This window comes from Bradyrhizobium japonicum USDA 6 (genome assembly GCF_000284375.1).
Lineage (GTDB): Bacteria > Pseudomonadota > Alphaproteobacteria > Rhizobiales > Xanthobacteraceae > Bradyrhizobium > Bradyrhizobium japonicum.
This window is the reverse complement of record NC_017249.1, coordinates 4531355-4548576: the sequence shown is the minus strand read 5'-3', so window position 1 is coordinate 4548576 and position 17222 is coordinate 4531355. Positions and strand designations below refer to the sequence as shown.

The 17222-nt window shown below is 64.6% G+C and carries 17 protein-coding genes; 4 read left to right on the top strand and 13 right to left on the bottom strand.

Features of this window, described 5'->3' with window-relative positions:
- Positions 1-35: 35 nt before the first annotated feature.
- The 9 genes from BJ6T_RS21430 to BJ6T_RS21395 form a co-directional block, all read right to left on the bottom strand.
- Positions 36-950: a DMT family transporter gene (locus tag BJ6T_RS21430; RefSeq protein ID WP_014494560.1), complete on the bottom strand. Its 915-nt coding sequence runs from the start codon at positions 948-950 to the stop codon at positions 36-38.
- 80 nt (positions 951-1030) lie between these two features.
- On the bottom strand, positions 1031-1846 hold the full coding sequence (locus tag BJ6T_RS21425) for an NUDIX hydrolase (protein ID WP_014494559.1): 816 nt from the start codon (positions 1844-1846) through the stop codon (positions 1031-1033).
- A gap of 4 nt (positions 1847-1850) precedes the next feature.
- A complete protein-coding gene (locus BJ6T_RS21420) occupies positions 1851-2804 on the bottom strand; it encodes a dihydrodipicolinate synthase family protein (RefSeq protein ID WP_014494558.1) in 954 nt (317 codons plus the stop codon).
- Positions 2805-2832: 28 nt separating this feature from the next.
- Positions 2833-3711: an SDR family oxidoreductase gene (locus tag BJ6T_RS21415; RefSeq protein ID WP_014494557.1), complete on the bottom strand. Its 879-nt coding sequence runs from the start codon at positions 3709-3711 to the stop codon at positions 2833-2835.
- A gap of 127 nt (positions 3712-3838) precedes the next feature.
- A complete protein-coding gene (locus BJ6T_RS21410) occupies positions 3839-4699 on the bottom strand; it encodes a MaoC family dehydratase (RefSeq protein WP_014494556.1) in 861 nt (286 codons plus the stop codon).
- A 248-nt stretch (positions 4700-4947) separates the two neighbouring features.
- Positions 4948-5337 carry a Zn-ribbon domain-containing OB-fold protein gene (locus tag BJ6T_RS21405; RefSeq protein ID WP_014494555.1) on the bottom strand — a complete coding sequence of 130 codons (390 nt, stop codon included), beginning with the start codon at positions 5335-5337 and terminating at the stop codon, positions 4948-4950.
- Positions 5337-6494 (bottom strand): thiolase family protein, encoded by a 1158-nt coding sequence (locus BJ6T_RS21400; RefSeq protein WP_014494554.1) that lies wholly within the window; start codon positions 6492-6494, stop codon positions 5337-5339. The genes BJ6T_RS21405 and BJ6T_RS21400 overlap by 1 nt, the downstream gene beginning before the upstream one ends.
- On the bottom strand, positions 6491-6838 hold the full coding sequence (locus tag BJ6T_RS45805; RefSeq protein WP_014494553.1) for a hypothetical protein: 348 nt from the start codon (positions 6836-6838) through the stop codon (positions 6491-6493). Before BJ6T_RS45805 ends, BJ6T_RS21400 begins: the two co-directional genes overlap by 4 nt.
- A gap of 48 nt (positions 6839-6886) precedes the next feature.
- A complete protein-coding gene (locus BJ6T_RS21395; protein WP_014494552.1) occupies positions 6887-10378 on the bottom strand; it encodes an indolepyruvate ferredoxin oxidoreductase family protein in 3492 nt (1163 codons plus the stop codon).
- Positions 10379-10650: 272 nt separating this feature from the next.
- On the opposite strand from BJ6T_RS21395, the gene BJ6T_RS21390 reads away from it, so the two are divergent.
- Positions 10651-11856 (top strand): c-type cytochrome, encoded by a 1206-nt coding sequence (locus tag BJ6T_RS21390; RefSeq protein WP_014494551.1) that lies wholly within the window; start codon positions 10651-10653, stop codon positions 11854-11856.
- 133 nt (positions 11857-11989) lie between these two features.
- On the opposite strand, the gene BJ6T_RS21385 is transcribed toward BJ6T_RS21390, so the two are convergent.
- Positions 11990-12634 (bottom strand): trimeric intracellular cation channel family protein, encoded by a 645-nt coding sequence (locus BJ6T_RS21385; protein ID WP_014494550.1) that lies wholly within the window; start codon positions 12632-12634, stop codon positions 11990-11992.
- Between the two features lie 165 nt (positions 12635-12799).
- Between BJ6T_RS21385 and BJ6T_RS21380 the strand changes: the two genes are divergently transcribed.
- On the top strand, positions 12800-13195 hold the full coding sequence (locus BJ6T_RS21380) for a hypothetical protein (RefSeq protein WP_014494549.1): 396 nt from the start codon (positions 12800-12802) through the stop codon (positions 13193-13195).
- 162 nt (positions 13196-13357) lie between these two features.
- Here the strand turns inward: BJ6T_RS21380 and BJ6T_RS21375 are convergent, their stop codons facing one another.
- From BJ6T_RS21375 to BJ6T_RS21365, 3 genes are all read right to left on the bottom strand, one after another.
- The gene (locus tag BJ6T_RS21375; protein ID WP_014494548.1) at positions 13358-14167 is read right to left on the bottom strand and encodes an isocitrate lyase/PEP mutase family protein; all 810 of its coding nucleotides are present in this window, start codon (positions 14165-14167) and stop codon (positions 13358-13360) included.
- Positions 14168-14238: 71 nt separating this feature from the next.
- Complete coding sequence (locus BJ6T_RS21370) at positions 14239-14589, bottom strand: antibiotic biosynthesis monooxygenase family protein (protein ID WP_014494547.1); 351 nt, start codon at positions 14587-14589, stop codon at positions 14239-14241.
- A 24-nt stretch (positions 14590-14613) separates the two neighbouring features.
- A complete protein-coding gene (locus tag BJ6T_RS21365; protein ID WP_014494546.1) occupies positions 14614-14922 on the bottom strand; it encodes an NIPSNAP family protein in 309 nt (102 codons plus the stop codon).
- Positions 14923-15084: 162 nt separating this feature from the next.
- Between BJ6T_RS21365 and BJ6T_RS21360 the strand changes: the two genes are divergently transcribed.
- Together BJ6T_RS21360 and BJ6T_RS21355 are read left to right on the top strand one after the other, a co-directional pair.
- Entirely contained in the window at positions 15085-15783 is a 699-nt protein-coding gene (locus tag BJ6T_RS21360) for a winged helix-turn-helix domain-containing protein (RefSeq protein WP_039227928.1), read from the top strand.
- 179 nt (positions 15784-15962) lie between these two features.
- Positions 15963-16973 (top strand): alpha/beta fold hydrolase, encoded by a 1011-nt coding sequence (locus tag BJ6T_RS21355; protein WP_014494544.1) that lies wholly within the window; start codon positions 15963-15965, stop codon positions 16971-16973.
- Positions 16974-17222: the final 249 nt, after the last annotated feature.

The following is a 17222-nucleotide window of genomic DNA, read 5'->3' as shown; positions in this document are numbered from 1 at the left end:
AATATCGCGAGCCCGGCGCCCGTCTCCCCTCCCGATTATGACGTTTTGACGCTGGCCGGCCGCCGGGCCGGGATCGTCATGGCGGCGACACCGAGGACGACGCAGGCAAGCCCGATCCAGGCGGTCCGGCTCAGGGTTTCGCCGAGGAAGGCGACGCTGATGGCGACCCCGATCGGCACGCGCAGATAGGCCTGCGCGGTGGTGCCGACCGAGCCCAGCGTCTGGATCAGGCGGAAGTAGATCGCGAACGCCGCCGCCGTCGAGAAGGTCGCCAGCGCGAGCAGCGCCAGCACGGAACTCAGCGAGGGGGACAGCGTCCAGGGCTGTTCGACGATCAGCGAGGCCGGGATCAGCGCCGCCGCGCCCGCCAGTAGCGAGCCGGCGGCCGGTGCCATCGGATCGAGACCTTTAAAGCTGCGGCCGAAGATCGCGGCGCAGGCGTAGCAGATGGTGGCGGCGACGATGGCGGCCTCCGCCACGAGGCCACTGCCGATGTCGTGGAAAGCGTCGACGCCGACGATCAGCAGGATGCCCGCCATGCCGGCGACCACGCCGAACAGTTTTCGCGGCGTCGTCACCTCATGGCGCGTGACGACGGCCGTGAGCAGGAAGGTGAAGATCGGTCCGGCCGAGTTGAGGATGGTGGCGAGCGCGGCATCGACGTGGCGCTCGCCCCAGGCGATCAGCGTCCAGGGGATGACGCTGTTGAGCACGGCCTGGAACGCGAAGCGCTGCCAGGTCGCGGCATCCGTGGGCATCCCGATGCCGCGTGCCCACATGACGACGAGCAGCAGCAGACCGGCGATCGTGGTGCGCGCCGCGATCAGCGTGATCGGCGGAATGGTGGCGACGCCGAGCTTGATGAAGGTGTAGGAGCCGCCCCAGAGCGTTGCGAGCGCGACCAGCAGCGCCAGCTCGACGGCGATGTTGGGATCCCGTCCCTTATCCATTTGTCACGTCCCGTCCATTCGCGATGGACGGAACCTAGCGCGTCCGTGGCCGCCAATACTTCGTTTGGTGTCGAAGTATCCTAGCCGACCGCCCCGACCTCGAACACCTCTCCGTCATAGCCGGCTTCGCGGGGAATGCGGAGCTGGCGGCCGCCTTCGGTCTTGGTCATGACCGGCATCACCGTGACAATCGACATGCCGCGGGCGTGCTCCAGCGCGGCGCCCACGCTACCCTGCTTGGCGAGGCGGATCAGGTTGCGCGTGGTCGGGAACGGCAGCTTGAAGCGGCCGCTCTCGCCGCCCTCCACCGCCTCTCGCGGCGACACCCAGATCGAGTCGGTGGACTCCCGGCCGTCATGGGCGCCGAGCTGATCGGGCGGTGCGGCCGCGAGGAAGAACCAGGTGTCGAACCGCTTCGGCATGCCCTCCGGCGTGATCCAGTGCGCGTAGGGCACGAGCGTGTCGAGCGCGAGCTGGAGGCCGTTGTCGGCAAGGATACTCAGGAAGCTGATCTTGTGCTCGTTGAGGGCGACGCGATGCTTGTCGGCGATCTCGCCGGCGCGCCTGGCATCGATCGTCGTACCCGCGCCCTTCGCCCGCGCCAGCAGGATGCCGCTTTCCTCAAAGGTCTCGCGGATCGCGGCGATCCGAAAACCGCGATCCGATTCACTTAAGGCTTCGCCGCCCGAATAGAGGTCAGCACGGGCGACGATCTCGTTGTCGCCGGCATCGACGCTGCCGCCGGGAAACACCAGCGCGCCCGAGTTGAACTCGATCTGATGATGGCGGACCATCATGAAGACTTCGATTCCGTCGCGGCTCTTGCCGTCGACCTTTGCACCGTCGCGGAGCAGAAGGATGGTCGAAGCCGGGCGTGATGCGGATGTCTCTGCCATTCAACTAACCTGCGGCGCTGGATTGCGGGCCGAGATTGGCGCGCTTGTCGAAACGGGCAACGCGCGACAGCAGGTAGTCGACCTCGGCCTTCGCCGTCGCCGTCATGGTCGCGCCCGGCTTGCGCTGCGCGCTGGAAGCGATGATGCCGCGCTTCTGCAGCACGTATTTGCGCACGGTCAGGCCGACGCCGGGCTGCTGCTCGTAGCGGATCAGCGGCAGATGCGCGTCGAACAGATCATGCGCAGCATCACGCTTGCCGGCCTTGGAGAGGTTCACGACGTCGATCAGAAGCTCCGGGAAAGCATAGCCGGTCATGGCGCCGTCGGCGCCGCGCTCCATCTCGAAATCGAGGAACGTGCCGCCGTTGCCGCAGAGGATCGAGAGCGGACGCAGCGAGCCGTCCTTCTGGAAGCCGCGCAAAGTGGAGATCTTCTCCAGGCCCGGCCAGTCCTCGTGCTTGAGCATCACGCAATTCGGATTGTCCATGACGATCTTGCGGATCACGGCGGGGGTGAACACCACCGTGAGCGTCAACGGATAGTCCTGGAGCACCCAGGGCACGTCGGGCCCGATCGCCTCGGCCGCCTGCTTGAAATAGCCGACGATCTGGTCGTCGGTCCGGAGCGAGGGCGGCGGCGCGATCATGACGCCGGCCGCGCCTGCGTCCATCGAGGCCCTGGCCAGCGAACGCATGGTGGCAAAGCCCGGCGCGGAGACGCCGACGATCACCTGCATCTTCTTGGCACGCTTGACGTAGCGCACCGCCACCTGCTCGGCCTCGGCGGCGTCGAGCTTGGGGGCCTCACCGAGGATACCCAGCACCGTGACGCCGTCGCAGCCGACCTCCTCGTAGAAGTCGGTCAGGCGGTCGATCGAGCGCTCGTCGATCCGGCCGTCATCGTGGAACGGCGTCGGCGCGATTGCGAAGGTGCCCTTGGCGTCGGCGGTGAGTTTCATCGTTGTCCTTGTTTCTCTCTGTCGATGGCTAGAACCGCCTCGCCCCCATCTTGATCTGCTCTTCGGAGAAGAAGATCTCCTTGGCATGATCGACGACGTCCTGGGCGTTCCAGCCCGAGTGCGGCGGTTTCCAGCCTTCCATTTCCATCATCCGCATTTCGCGCACGCCGCGGGGTCCGGACACACCCAGCACCTTGCCGGTCTGGTCGCCCGACAAATCGCTGACCATGTATAGCACGGCCGGCGCGATGCCGTCCGGCCCCAGCGCCGCGCCGGGGTTCTCCTTATAGCGGGGCAGGTCTGCGGTCATGCGGGTCAGGGCGCCCGGGGCCAGCGTCCAGATCCGAATGTTGTACCTCCGGCCCTCGATCGCCAGCACGTTGGACAGGCCCCAGATGCCGCCCTTGGCCGCGCCGTAATTGGTCTGGCCGAAATTGCCGATCAGGCCTGATGTCGAGGAGGTGTTGACGATGACGCCGCCGCCGTTTTCCCGCATCCAGCGAAACACCGGCATGGTGCAACAAAAGGTGCCCTTCAGGTGCACCTTGATCACCTTGTCCCAGTCGGATTCGGACGCCTTGGCGAAGGTCTGATCGCGCAAGATGCCGGCATTGTTGACGAGGATGTCGGCGCGGCCGAAATGCTTGATGGCGTCGTCGAACACCGATTGGCCGCCTTCCATGGTGGAGATGTCGGCGCCGTTGGCGACCGCCTTGCCGCCTTCGGCCTTGATCGCGTCGACCACGAGCTGCGCCATCGACTTGTCGGCCCCGGAGCCGTCACGGGGCCCGCCGAGATCGTTGACGACGACGGACGCCCCTTCCCGCGCGAACAGTTTTGCGTAGGCCTCACCGAGCCCTCCGCCCGCGCCGGTGATCAGCGCAACCTTGCCGTCGAGTAGTCCCATGGTGGCTTCTCCCTGTTTTTGTTTGTTGTCATTCCGGGGCGCGCGAAGCGCGAACCCGGAATCTCGCGCCTCAACCTCTGGATTCCGGGTTCAGCCCTCTCGGGCTGCCCCGGAATGACGAAGGAAGCTAACCCAGCACCGTCTTGCCGTTCTTGATCACGGTGACGCCGCGCGACTTCACCTTGGCTTCGAACGAGATCGTGTTGCCGTCCTTCCAGAGGTCCATGGTCACGGTCTCGCCGGGATAGACCGGCGATGAGAACCGCGCGACGTGCTGGCGGAAAGCAGAGGCGTCGTAGTCGGCATAGGTCTGGAGCACGCCGCGGCAGGTGATGCCGTAGGTGCACATGCCGTGCAGGATCGGACGCGGGAAGCCGGCCTTCTTGGCGAACTCGGGGTCGCTGTGCAGCGGGTTACGGTCGCCGCAGAGGCGATAGACCAACGCCTGGTCGGGGCGCGTGACGATATCGATGGTCCTGTCGGGGCTGCGCGATGGAATCTTGTGCGGATCGGGCTGGGTCAGGTTCGGCCCGCCAAAGCCGCCGTCGCCACGGGCGAAGCGCGAGGCGACGAGCGTTGCCAGCTTCTCGCCCTTCTCGTTCTTGAGCACGGTCTGGTGGCTGATGACGACGCCCTTGTCCTTGCCCTTGTCGTAGACCTCGACAACGGAGGAGTCGGCCGTGATGTTTGCAGCCACCGGCAGCGGCTGATGGAAGGTGATGTCACGCTCGCCGTCCACCACCATGACGCGGTTGAGGTTCATTTCGCCGGGCCCCGAGCCCCAGGCTGCGACGGACGCAAACGTCGGCACCACCTTGAGCGGCCGCGGCGTGAACGTGCCTTCATTGACGAAGGCGAGCTCGTTCTCGTCCATCGGATCGGCGCCGAGACCAATGCCGTAGGCGTAGAGCATGACCTCGCGATCGCCATAGGCGTATTTCTGGCCGATGTTTTTGAGGCCTTTGAGTTCTTCGTATCTGGCGGACATTTTGTTGTTTCCTCCCCGGATTCCTATGCGCCGCTGCCAGTCGAAGTGCCCTCTCCCCTTGTGGGAAGGCTGCGAGAGCCGTGCGGCAAGCTCAATTGGGTGAGGGGTCGCTTCCGCACAAAGACTCTGTTCGTGGAAAGAACCCCTCATCCGGCGCCGTAGCCGAAGCTTCGCTTCGGCGTCGATTTTTAGAACGGCCGCCGGAGGCGGCCTATGCCACCTTCCCCCACAAGAGGGGAAGGAAGAAATCAGGCCGGCGTGAAGAACGGCAATGGCGCGCCGTCGGTCGGCTTGAACACCACCTTCACCTTCTGGCCGATCTTCAGCTTCTCGAGATCGCAGTCGACGAAATTGGTCTGCACCGACGGCCCCTCCTTCAGCGTGACGTAGCCGATGGCGTAAGGGCCGGTCGGCGATTTCCGCATCAGGCTCCAGGTGTAGATCGTGCCCTCGCCCGACGCCTCCTCCCACACCGTCTTGTCGGAGTAGCAGAACGGGCAGATCGAGCGCGGAAAGTAATGCGCTTCGCCGCACGCGGTGCAGCGCTTGATCATGAACTTGCCCTGCTTGGCTGCGTCCCAGAACGCGGCAGTCTCCGGATTGGTCACCGGGGCCGGGTATTTTTTTGCATCTACCATCACACGCGCTCCAGAATTGCCGTCGAGGCGGCGTGGCGAACGCCCAAAAGGCCGCCGGTGCCGTGGGCGATGGCGAGATCGCAATTCTTGACCTGCACCTTCGGATGCGCCTCGCCGCGCAGCTGCCTGACGGCCTCGATGATCTTGGTCATGCCGCCGCGATTGACGGGATGGTTGCTGCACAGGCCGCCGCCATCGGTGTTGAAGGGCAGCTTGCCGACGCCCGAGATCAGGTTGCCGTCGGCGACGAACTTGCCACCCTCACCCTTCTTGCAGAAGCCGAGGTCCTCGAGCTGCATCAGCACCGTGATGGTGAAGCTGTCATAGATCGAGGCGTATTTGATGTCCTTCGGCGTGATGCCAGCTTCCTCGAACGCGCGCGGGCCGGACCAGATGCCGGCGGAGTAAGTGAGATCGAGATCCTTGCCGCCGCGCGGGCCCTTCATCGCCTCGCCATGGCCGATCAGCTTGACCAGCGGCTTCTTCAGGCTCCTGGCGATCTCCGGCGTCGTCACGATCAGCGCGCCGCCACCGTCGGAGACGACGCAGCAATCCATGCGATGCAGGGGATCGGAGATCATCGGCGAGTTCAGCACGTCCTCGACGGTGACGACGTCCTTGAGCATCGCATGCGGATTGTATTGCGCGTGATGCGACGCCGCGACCTTGATCCAGGCGAGTTGCTCGCTCGTGGTGCCATAGTCGTGCATATGGCGCATGGCACACATGCCATAGGCATTGTGCGTGGTCGCGCCGTAAGCGGATTCGAAATCGGCTTCCGCGCCGGCTGCACGCGGCGGCATCACGCCGGTGCGCGGCTTGCCGGCGAGGGTGATCAGCGCGATCGAGCACTTGCCCGCCGCGATGGCTTCAGCAGCGTGGCCGAGATGGATGATGTAGGAACAGCCGCCGGTCTCGGTGGAATCGACGTGGCGGAGTATTTTGGTATTGAGGCCGAGATAATCGACCATCGGCCAGGCGCCGCCCGGTGCATCGCCGGCGCAGAAATAGCCGTCGACATCGTCCTTGCTGATCCCGGCATCCTCGATCGCGCCCTTCGCGACCTCGGCGTGGAGCTGGGCGGTGGATTTGTCCGGCGCATGCCGGGTCGGGTGTTCGTAGATCCCGGCAATGTAGGCCTTGCCCTTGATGGTCAAAACAGAGGTCTCCGCTCGCGTTTCTTCTTGCTCCGTTTTTCTGAACCGCGGAGCCCAGCTTGGCAAGCGCGGAAATATTCCGTCGGGCGAGAGGGCAGCGCGTCGGCGCAAGTGGATTGCTTAGCTGCGCTCACAATGAACGCGACGACCAAAATCCTAAAGGTGTTTTGCCCGAAGGCACAAGCGCTTTTCTTTTTTACGAAAACAACCCCATGCACAGTAGGACGCTGGTTGATTTCAAACAGGAAATCGTAGGGTGGGCTAGCCGAAGGCGTAACCACCTCTTTGCTTTCCACGTGGACGGAGAAGTGGTGGGTTACGCCGAGCAGATGCGCTTCGCGCATCTGCAGGGCTAACCCGCCCTGCGCATTGCGTCCGCGTCGAGACCGCCCTTACTCCGCTGCGATCTGCCTTGGCGCCGGCGGTGGGCTCGCGAGGTCGGCGGCGAGCTGGGCATAGCGGGCCTTGGCGTCCACGACCGCCTTCTCCTTCACCGGGCCGTAGCCGCGGATGCGGTCGGGCAGCGAAAGCAATTCGACTGCCGTGTCGACCGTGATCGGCGACAACAGGCCGAGCACGGTGGCGACATCCTTCTCGTAGCCCACGATCAAATCGCGCTCGAGCTTGCGGTCGGCGCTGCGGCCGAAGATGTCGAGCGGCGTGCCGCGCAGGAACTTGAATTTCGCCAGCACGCGGAAGACCTTCAGCATCCACGGGCCGAAGGCGCGCTTCTTCGGGCGGCCGAGCGCGTCGACACCACTGCTGAGGATCGGCGGGGCCAGATTGAAGTTGAACTTGAAGTCGCCCTCGAACTGGTCGCGGAGCTGCTGCTCGAAAGCACCGTCGGAGTAGAGGCGCGCAACCTCGTATTCGTCCTTGTACGCCAGCAGCTTGGCGTAGTTCACCGCGACCGCGCGCGGCAGCGCATCGTCATAACCGCCCTGCTTGGCGGCATCGCGAACCTGGTCGACCAGCTTGCGATAGCGTTTTGCGAGGCGGCCGCTCTGGTAGGCGGTCAGGTGCTTGGCGCGATGCGCGACGACCTCATCCAGCGTCATTGCGTCGAGCGTCTTCGGCGCAACCACCTCGTCCGTTCCCTTCAGCATCTCGGCGAGGCGCTGGGGATCGACGACCGCGAGGCGGCCGAGGCGGAAGGCTTCCTTGTTCATCTTGATCGAGACGCCGTTGACCTCGATGGCCTGCTCGATCGCTTCAGCCGATAGCGGGAACAGCCCCTTCTGATAGGCGTAGCCCATCATCATCATGTTGGTGGCGATCGAGTCGCCGAGGAGCTGCTCAGCCGGCTTGGTGAAATCGAAGAACACCGAGTCCTTGTGCAGCGCCGTCTCCAGCAAGCCGTTCAGCTTGCGGGTCTGGAAGTTGAAGTCGCGGTTGAGGACGAAGTCGGCGGTGGGAATGACGTGGCTATTGATGATCCCGCGGGTGCGGCTGGTGTCACAGAGCGAGATCGTATCCTTGGCGACCGCGACCACCTCGTCGGCGGCAAGCACCACGTCGGCGGTGCCGGTGACGATGCGCGAGCAGGTCACCTCGGCCGGATGATCGGACAGGCGGACGTGGCTGAGCACTGCACCGCCCTTTTGCGCCAGGCCCGACATGTCGAGGATCATCGAGGCCTTGCCCTCGATGTGCGCGGCCATGCCGAGCAGCGCGCCGATGGTGAGCACGCCGGTGCCGCCGACGCCGCCGACCGCGATGTTGTAGGGCTTGTCCAGCATCGGCCGAGACGCTGGCTCCGGCAGCTCGCCGATCTCACCGAGATCGGCCGGTGCACGATGGCGCGGCTTTCCGCCGTCCACGGTGACGAAGGACGGGCAGAAGCCCTTCACGCAGGAATAGTCCTTGTTGCAGGACGACTGGTTGATGGCGCGCTTGCGGCCGAACTCGGTCTCCAATGGCTCGACCGAGATGCAGTTCGACTGCACCGAGCAGTCGCCGCAGCCCTCGCACACCGCCGGGTTGATCATGACGCGGCGTGCGGGATCCTCCATCAGGCCGCGCTTGCGGCGGCGGCGCTTTTCGGCGGCGCAGGTCTGCACGAAGACGATCGCCGAGGTGCCCTTGTACTCGCGGCACATCTTCATGACGTTGTCGAGTTCGTCGCGATGATACTTCTTCACGCCGGGCGCGATGGTGTCGGCGGGATAGGCATCGGGCGCCTCCGAGACCAGGTAGATCTCGCGGATACCTTCGGCGTGGAGCTGGAACGTGATCTGCTGCGGCGAGAGATCGCCGTCATGGCGCTGGCCGCCGGTCATGGCGACGGCGTCGTTGTAGAGGATCTTGTAGGTGATGTTGGTCTTGGAGGCGACCGCCTGCCGGATGGCGAGAAGACCCGAGTGGAAGTAGGTGCCGTCGCCGAGATTGGCGAAAATGTGGTTCTCGTTGGTGAAGGGCGCGATGCCGACCCACGGCACGCCCTCGCCGCCCATATGCGTGAACGTCTCGGTCGAGCGGTCCATCCAGAGCGCCATGAAGTGGCAGCCGATGCCGGCCATGGCACGGCTGCCTTCGGGGACCTTGGTCGAGGTGTTGTGGGGGCAGCCGGAGCAGAAATAGGGGGTGCGGGAGACAGGCGCGACTGCCTGCATTTGGGTGGCCTGGCGGCCGTTGAACCAGTCGGCCTTGACGCGGAGCATCTCCGCAATCTCGGGGTTGAGATTAAGTCGAAGCAGCCGCTCGGTGATCGAAGTCGCAAGCGAGGCAACGCTGAGCTCGGCGGCGAAGGTCAGGAAGCGCTTGTCGTGCTCGTCCATCTTGCCGACGATGCGCGGGCGGACGTCGTCGCGCCAGTTGAACAGCTCCTGCTTGACCTGGTTCTCGACGATCTCGCGCCGTTCCTCGATGATGAAGATCTCTTCGAGGCCGACCGCGAACTGGCGTACGCCTTCCGGCTCCAGCGGCCAGGGCATGCCGATCTTGTAGAGGCGAAGCCCGATCTTGGCGGCGACCTCCTCGGTGATCCCGAGCTCGCGGAGCGCCTGGCGGACGTCCTCATAGCTCTTGCCCGACGCCATGATGCCGAAGCGGGCGTTCGGGGAATCCATGGTGACGCGGTTGACCTTGTTGGCGCGCGCAAAGGCGATCGCGGCAAAGCCCTTGTAGTCCTGGAGGCGGCGGTCCTGCTCGAAGCGGTCGTCGGGCCAACGCAGATTGAGGCCACCGGGCGGCAGCTCGAAATCGGGCGGGATGATGAACGGCTTCATCTCGTCGGTGAGGTCGATCTCGGCGGTGGTCTCCACCGTCTCCGTGATCACCTTCATCCCGACCCAGCAGCCCGAGTAGCGCGACATCGCGATGCCGAGCAGGCCCATCTCGATCATCTCGTGAATGCTTGAGGGATAGAGATACGGCATCAAAGCCGACATGAAGGCATGGTCGGACTGATGCGGAACGGTGGAGGATTTTGCACCGTGGTCGTCGCCGGCCAGACACAGCACGCCGCCGTTCTTGGCCGAGCCGGCGGCATTGCCGTGACGGAACACGTCGCCGCAGCGATCGACGCCGGGGCCCTTGCCGTACCAGATGCCGACGACGCCATCATATTTGGCGCCGGGCGAGAGGTTGAGCTGCTGCGAGCCCCACACCGCCGTCGCCGCCAGATCCTCGTTCACGCCGGGCTGGAACTTGATGTTGTACTGCTCGAGATGCTTTCGCGCCGCGAAGAGCTGCTGGTCATAGCCGCCGAGCGGCGAGCCGCGGTAGCCGGAGATGAAGCCCGCGGTGTTGAGGCCGTTGGCGCGGTCGCGCCGGATCTGGGCCATCGGCAACCGGACCAGGGCCTGGATGCCCGTGGTGAAGACGTGTCCGGTTTCCTGGGTGTATTTCTGGTCGAGACTGATCGGACCCTGGTTGATACCCATTCTTGTCCTCTTCCGCCCTTTTGGGCGTTTGGCCACTTAAGCCGTTGCCTGCCCGTTGTTTTTAGCTAGGGCGCGCCGACCACCTCTGCCACTCTATGTCGGATATTTAACGCTCCGCATCACAAATCTGGACCAAAGGAAGCGCCGGGTAAAAATCGCAATTTCGTGGCTGCAAAGGCATCAAGCATTTTCAATTTGTGTCACCATACCCCCGCCATCGCGAAACGACGTGAGGCTCCTGTCCGGGCGATTGGTCGCAGGGGAGGCTTTCGATGCGAATGATTCTGGCCGTTGTCGCATTGTGCAGTGCAATTGCGAGCGTGGCCCGCGCCGCCGAGCCATCGCCGGAGCTGATCGCCTATGGCAAGGCGCTGGTCGAGGCCGGCGACTGCGCGAGCTGCCACACCGCCGATCCGGCAAAGCCATTCGCGGGCGGAAAGCGCATCGATACGCCCTTCGGCGCGATCTACGCGCCGAACCTGACGCCGGACCGCGACACCGGGATCGGCGCCTGGACCGACGCCGATTTCACCCGGGCGGTGCGCACCGGCGTCGCGCCCGACGGCTCGAACTATTACCCGGCCTTCCCCTATCCCTATTTCACGAAGGTGACGAAGGACGACACGCTGGCGATCCGGGCCTATCTCGGAACGCTGGCGCCCGTGGCGAGCCGCAACAAGTCGCCGGAGCTGCGCTGGCCGTTCGGCTATCGCGGCCTGATGCGGCTCTGGAACGCGATGTATTTCAAGCCCGCCCTGTTCGAGCCGGACCAGAGCCAGAGCGCGGCGTGGAACAGGGGCGGCTATCTCGTCACCGGGCTCGGCCATTGCGGCTCCTGCCACACACCGAAGAACTATTTCGGCGCGGACAAAACTGCGCAGGCGCTGTCGGGCAACGAGGTCGGCGGCTGGTACGCACCAAGGCTCGATGGCGCCGCGCGCACCGGGCTGAAGTCGTGGAGCGCCGAGGACATCACGGAATATCTCCAGAGCGGCCGCAACGCCAAAAGCCATGCCGGCGGGCTGATGGCCGAGGTGGTCGTCAACTCGACCGCGAAGATGAGCGATGCCGATGTGCGCGCAATCGCGGTTTACTTGAAGAGCCTGCCGGCGTCGCGGCGCGAGACGATCGTGACGCCGCCCGACGATGCCGAGATGAAGGCCGGCCAGGCCGTCTACGCAAAGCTCTGCATCGCCTGCCATGAAGCCGACGGCTCCGGCGCGCCGCGCATCTATCCGCCGCTGCCCGGCAACGCGCTTCTGCAGTCGGTCAACCCGTCCTCCAGCTTGCGCATCATCCTCGACGGCGCCCACACCGTGACAACGCCACGCGCGCCCAACACCGGCGAGATGCCGGGCTATGCCAAGCAATTGTCCGACGAAGAGATCGCCGCGGTGACGAACTACATCCGCAATTCCTGGGGCAACGCCGCGCCGCTGGTGACCGCGGCGCAGGTGGCGAAGGCGCGGAAGGAATAGCCGTAGTTCTTGCTGCCTCCTCTCCGTCATTGCGAGCGCAGCGAAGCAATCGAGAGTCCCTCCGCGGAAAGATGCTGGATTGCTCCGCTGCGCTCGCAATGACGACGTAGATGGAACAGTGACTGAAAGAGCCCTACCGCTCCTCGCCTTCCGTGAACACGAATTTCGGCATCTCCCATTTGTAGCGCACCGCGAGCAGGCGGAAGCTGACGCCGAGGACAAACGTCAAGATCGTCCAGAGCTCCGCGTTGAGTTTCAAGCCGAACGCGGTGGCGTAGAACAGGCCGGTCGCCACCGAAACGGTCGCGTAGAGCTCGGAGCGGAACAGCAGCGGCACGTCGTTGCAGAGCACGTCGCGCAGCACCCCGCCCGCGCAGCCGGTCACCATGCCGGAGACGATGACGATCGGCAGCGCGGCATTCGTCTGCCAGGCGATGTCGCAGCCTGCCATGGTGAAGACGACGAGACCGATGGCATCGAGCACGATGAAGGCCACCTTCAGCCGGTGCACGAGTTGCGCGATCAGGATGGTGAGGAAGGCCGCGCCGCCGGCCAGCGCGAGATAGATGGGATGAGCGACCCAGGCCAGCGGATAGTGCCCGAGAAAGAGATCGCGCAAGGTGCCGCCGCCGAGCGCGGTGATACAGCCAAGGAAGCAGACGCCGAGCCAGTCCATGCTTCGGCGGCCGGCCGCGAGCGCGGCGGTCATGCCTTGCGCTGCGACCGCGACCAGCGACAACAGATGCAGCACGCTATCGCTCGGCGGCAAGCTCCACATCGCCTTGTTCCCTTCCCATCGATGGAACCGACGCGCACGGTTCCAAAATGAACAGGTTCCCGATTCCTCGCGCAAGGGCAACATGCGACGAAAGCACCAAGGAGGGCGGAACAGAATCTCGCATCTAGCGGTTGTCCAGCCGCAATAATCGAGGAGACAAAATCGATGGCTGACGAGCGTTTTCCCAACGATCCGTACCGCCCGAATCTCGCCGATGATGAGTATGTCCGTGCGGCGCGACGGGATGCCGAGCTTCAGGCCGATCCCGAGCTTGGCGAAGGCCCCGCCTCCAGCGGCAAGGTAGCCTTGTTCGCAGTGGCGATCGCCTTGGTACTGGGTGCCGTGTTCTACGGACTGAACAACACGAGCACCGGCAACCAGGCCAGCAACACGCCGGCAACGCAGACCGCCCAGCAGGCTCCGCCTGCGAATCCCGCCGCGCCTCCCGGCATGCGTGACGTGACGCCGCGAAACAACACCGGACCCGGCGTGACCACGGGTGCTGCCCCGAGCAAGCCGGCGGCGCCAGATCCGGCCGCCCCGTCCGAGGGCGCGAAGTAACGACAACAGCTGTCGTCGCCCGGCTTGACCGGGCGACCCAGTATTCCACCAGCGGCAGCGATTGAATCGAGAGGCCGCGGCGCACTGGATGCCCCGCTTGCGCGGGGCATGACAGCGAGAAGATGAGAGAGCGGCGGGACCTCACATCCCGCCGCTTTTCGCTTAGCTGAACATCTTATTGAGTTCGCCGCCGGAATAGCCGGTGCCGAGCTCGGTAAAGGTCCCCTTCTCCGCCATCTCCTTCGCGGCGCGCATGAAGCCGCCCCAGGCGGCGCGGGCGAGCGAGCCGCCGACGCTAATGCGGCGCACGCCGAGGTCGGCGGCCTCCTGCAAGGACAGGCCGGACGCGCCGATCAACAGGTTGAACGGCTTTGGTGCGACAGCCTTCACCACGGCGGCGATGTCCTCGCGCGTCTTCAGGCCCGGCGCGTAGAGGCAATCGGCGCCTGCGTCCGCATAGGCCGTGAGCCGGTCGATGACGAGCTTGAGGTCGGTCACGCCCCACAGATACGCCTCGCAGCGGCCGACCAGCAGCGTGCCGCTGTCGCCGATCGCCTTGCGCGAGGCCTTGATGCGCTCGACCGCCAGCGCGCGCTCGTAGAGCGGCTTGTCCTTGTCGCCGGTGGAATCCTCGATCGAGAGGCCGGCGACGCCGGTGCGCACACCGCGCTCGACATTGTCCGCGACCTTGTCCGGCTCGACGGCAAAGCCACCCTCGAAATCGGCATTCACGGGGATGTCGACGGCCGAGCACAATGCTGCCAGATGCTGACAGACGTCATCGACCGTGACGTGGTTGTCGGCCTTGCCGATGGTCCAGGCAAAGCCCGCGCTCGATGAGGCCAGTGCCTTGAAACCGAGATGCTGCAACGCCTTGGCGCTGCCGACGTCGACCGGATTGGGCAGGATGAAGCAGCCGCCCTCGTGCATCGTCTTGAACGTCGCGCGCTTGTCAGCGGTTGTCACATGCATGTTTCTCTCCCTTGTTGGCCGCGCAGACATAAGCGCGCGCATTGGGCTGCGCCAGTGCGCGCCCGCAAAAGCTAGTGCGCGTCGTGCACGGCGCGACTGTCCTTCGGCGCCTGCTCGCGATCATCCATGCCGTAGTCGCGGATGACGCTGGCGATGCGCAGATGAGAATCGGCAAAGATCTTCGCCCTGCCCTTCGCCTGTGTGCGCCGGTGTTCCATCGTGTTGCGCCAGGCCTGGACTGCTGCCTCGTCCCGCCAGAACGACACCGACAGGATCTTGCCCTTCTCGGTCAGGCTTTCAAAGCGCTCAACCGAGATGAAGCCATCGATGGTTTGCAGGATCGGCTTCAGGTCGGCCGCGAGGTCGAAGTAGTCCTGGCGATGTTCCGGCTTGGGCCAGACTTCGAAAATCACGGCAATCATGGGCGTCTCCTTTGCGTTGGCGGTCTACAATACCACCTTGCGCAGGAAGGTGCGCTCTTCCGCGAGGATGAATTTGTTCTCCTCGGCGAAATGGAAGTTGGCCATGCCGTCTGCGTCCTGCCGCAGCCGGGCGCGATAGGCCTCATAGGCGGCCAGGCTCTCGAAGGTGATCAGCGCAAACGCGATGTTGTTGGTGCCCTCATGCGGCATGAAATAGCCGATCAGGTCGCCGCCGCATTTCGGGATGATGGAGAGCCAGCGCTTCGAATACTCCTCGAACTGCGCGCGCTTGAAGGGATCGAGCTGGTAGCGGATGAAGACGGTGACGGACATAGTTGGCTCCTGTGTTTCCACATCGTCATTGCGAGCGCAGCGAAGCAATCCAGGAATCCCTCCGCGGAAACACTTCTGGATTGCTTCGCTTCGCTCGCAATGACGACCTGGCTGGCAGACTAGGCTCTTGCTCCACCGCAATGCTTCGGCTACCATCGAAGCATGAAATCAGGTCCTGACATCGCCATGATTGCCTCGCTGGTCGGCGACCCCGCCCGCGCCAACATGCTCACCGCGCTGATGAACGGCCGCGCGCTGACCGCGAGCGAGCTCGCGCAGGAGGCCGGCATCACGCCGCAGACCGCGAGCTCGCATCTGGCCAAGCTCGAGGCCGGCGGGCTGATCGAGCCGGAGAAGCAGGGCCGCCACCGCTACTACCGCCTCACCGACGATGACGTCGCCGGCGTGCTCGAAGGCCTTGCGGGCCTTGCCGCGCGCACCGGCCACATGCGTGTGCGCACCGGGCCGAAGGATCCGGCACTGCGGCGCGCGCGGATCTGCTACGACCACCTCGCCGGCGATCTCGGCGTGCAGATGCTCGACAGCCTGCGCACGCGAAACCTGGTCAGGCAGAAGAAGCAGGACATCGAGCTGACGGCCGAGGGCGAGCGCTTTCTCGCAAGGCATTTGCAGATCTCGCCCGACATGCTCACCCATCCGCGCCGTCCGGTGTGCAAGGCGTGCCTGGACTGGAGCGAGCGGCGCCATCATCTCGCCGGCACGCTGGGCGCCGCCATGATGCAGCGTTTCGCCGAGCTGAAATGGGCTGCGCGCGACGCCACACCCGGCAGCCGCGTGGTGAATTTCACACGCACCGGCGAGAAGCAGTTTGCGACGCTGTTCGGGACCGGGAAGGATTGATCACGCCAGGTGCGTGAGATCGCACGTTTGCGTGTGAACGAGCACCATCGTCATGGCCGGGCTTGACCCGGCCATCCACGCCTTTAGTGCAGTTCTCGACGAACCACGTGGATGCCCGGGACAGGCCCGGGCATGACGAGGTCGTGTCTCCCAGCTTCAACCATTACTCTGAGCCCTCCATGAGCTATATCCTTCGCGCGGCTCTCGCCGCCGCCCTCCTCGCTTCCCCGTTCCCGTCCGCCCTCGCTGCCGACACCGCCCCGCGCGAGCCCTATGGCATCGCGCTCGAAGGCTTTGCCTATCCGTATCCCGTGCATCTGCTGCCTGTCATCAATGACGGCGAGCAGCTCAGCATGGCCTACATGGACGTCGCGCCCGAGCGGCCGAACGGCCGCACCGTCGTGCTGTTGCACGGGCGCAATTTTCCGTCGAGCTACTGGGCGCCCGTCATCAAGATGCTGAGCGAGGCAGGCTTCCGCGTCGTGGTGCCGGACCAGATCGGCTTCGGCAAATCCTCCAAGCCGCAAGGCGAGCTGCACTTCGACACGCTGGCGCGCAACACCATTGCGCTGCTCGATCATCTCAAGATCGACAAGGCCGAGGTCGTCGCGCATTCGCTCGGCGGCATGCTTGGCGTGCGCATCGCCCGCGCCTATCCGGATCGCGTCGCCCATCTCGTGCTGACCGCGCCGATCGGGCTGGAAGACTACCGTCTCTATGTGCCGCCGACGCCGACCGAGAAGATCATCGAGAACGAGGACAAGCTCACACCCGACGGCTACCGCAAGCAGCTCCAGACCAACTATGCGATCAAGCTGCCGCCGGACGCGATCACCCCGTTCGTCGACGCCCGCTTCAACATCAAGGGCAGCCCCGATTATCCGCGCTGGCTGCGCGCCTACGTCAGCTCCGGCCAGATGATCTATCGCGAACCGGTCGCGCACGAGGTCGCGTTGATCACCGAGCCGACGCTGTTCATCATGGGCGCCGACGATCACAACGCGCCGGGCCGTCCGAACGCGCCGGAGGCATTGCGCGCGAAAATGGGACAGAACGCGGAGCTGGCGAAAGCGCTTGCGGCCAAGATGCCGAATGCGCGGGCCGAGGTGATCCCGGACACCGGCCACCTCGTCTTCCTGGAGGCGCCGGAGAAGTACAAGGATTTGTTGCTGGGCTTTCTCGGCCGCTAGGGCGTTTTCGAGCGAAGCGAATTCAGTTCGCGTCAAGGAAACGCATCAGAACAAAGAACCTGGAGCCCCGTTCCGATTCCATCAGGACGGCGCTCCAGCGCCATTGCTGTCGCCGGAAGCCGCATGCGAAGAATGTTCATGCCGCATTCAGGTCATGATTGGCAGGTTTGGATCGCGACGTGCCGGCACGTCTCCAAATTTTAACGTGTCGAATCGTGTCTTTTGATTCATTGTGCGCCGCAAGCGCCA

What these genes read in the sequence shown, in the direction of transcription:
- BJ6T_RS21430 (WP_014494560.1), bottom strand. Translation starts at nt 950, where the DNA reads ATGGATAAGGGACGGGATCCCAACATCGCCGTCGAGCTGGCGCTGCTG.
- BJ6T_RS21425 (WP_014494559.1), bottom strand. Translation starts at nt 1,846, where the DNA reads ATGGCAGAGACATCCGCATCACGCCCGGCTTCGACCATCCTTCTGCTC.
- BJ6T_RS21420 (WP_014494558.1), bottom strand. Translation starts at nt 2,804, where the DNA reads ATGAAACTCACCGCCGACGCCAAGGGCACCTTCGCAATCGCGCCGACG.
- BJ6T_RS21415 (WP_014494557.1), bottom strand. Translation starts at nt 3,711, where the DNA reads ATGGGACTACTCGACGGCAAGGTTGCGCTGATCACCGGCGCGGGCGGA.
- BJ6T_RS21410 (WP_014494556.1), bottom strand. Translation starts at nt 4,699, where the DNA reads ATGTCCGCCAGATACGAAGAACTCAAAGGCCTCAAAAACATCGGCCAG.
- BJ6T_RS21405 (WP_014494555.1), bottom strand. Translation starts at nt 5,337, where the DNA reads ATGGTAGATGCAAAAAAATACCCGGCCCCGGTGACCAATCCGGAGACT.
- BJ6T_RS45805 (WP_014494553.1), bottom strand. Translation starts at nt 6,838, where the DNA reads ATGCGCGAAGCGCATCTGCTCGGCGTAACCCACCACTTCTCCGTCCAC.
- BJ6T_RS21395 (WP_014494552.1), bottom strand. Translation starts at nt 10,378, where the DNA reads ATGGGTATCAACCAGGGTCCGATCAGTCTCGACCAGAAATACACCCAG.
- BJ6T_RS21390 (WP_014494551.1), top strand. Translation starts at nt 10,651, where the DNA reads ATGCGAATGATTCTGGCCGTTGTCGCATTGTGCAGTGCAATTGCGAGC.
- BJ6T_RS21385 (WP_014494550.1), bottom strand. Translation starts at nt 12,634, where the DNA reads ATGTGGAGCTTGCCGCCGAGCGATAGCGTGCTGCATCTGTTGTCGCTG.
- BJ6T_RS21380 (WP_014494549.1), top strand. Translation starts at nt 12,800, where the DNA reads ATGGCTGACGAGCGTTTTCCCAACGATCCGTACCGCCCGAATCTCGCC.
- BJ6T_RS21375 (WP_014494548.1), bottom strand. Translation starts at nt 14,167, where the DNA reads ATGCATGTGACAACCGCTGACAAGCGCGCGACGTTCAAGACGATGCAC.
- BJ6T_RS21370 (WP_014494547.1), bottom strand. Translation starts at nt 14,589, where the DNA reads ATGATTGCCGTGATTTTCGAAGTCTGGCCCAAGCCGGAACATCGCCAG.
- BJ6T_RS21365 (WP_014494546.1), bottom strand. Translation starts at nt 14,922, where the DNA reads ATGTCCGTCACCGTCTTCATCCGCTACCAGCTCGATCCCTTCAAGCGC.
- BJ6T_RS21360 (WP_039227928.1), top strand. Translation starts at nt 15,085, where the DNA reads ATGAAATCAGGTCCTGACATCGCCATGATTGCCTCGCTGGTCGGCGAC.
- BJ6T_RS21355 (WP_014494544.1), top strand. Translation starts at nt 15,963, where the DNA reads ATGAGCTATATCCTTCGCGCGGCTCTCGCCGCCGCCCTCCTCGCTTCC.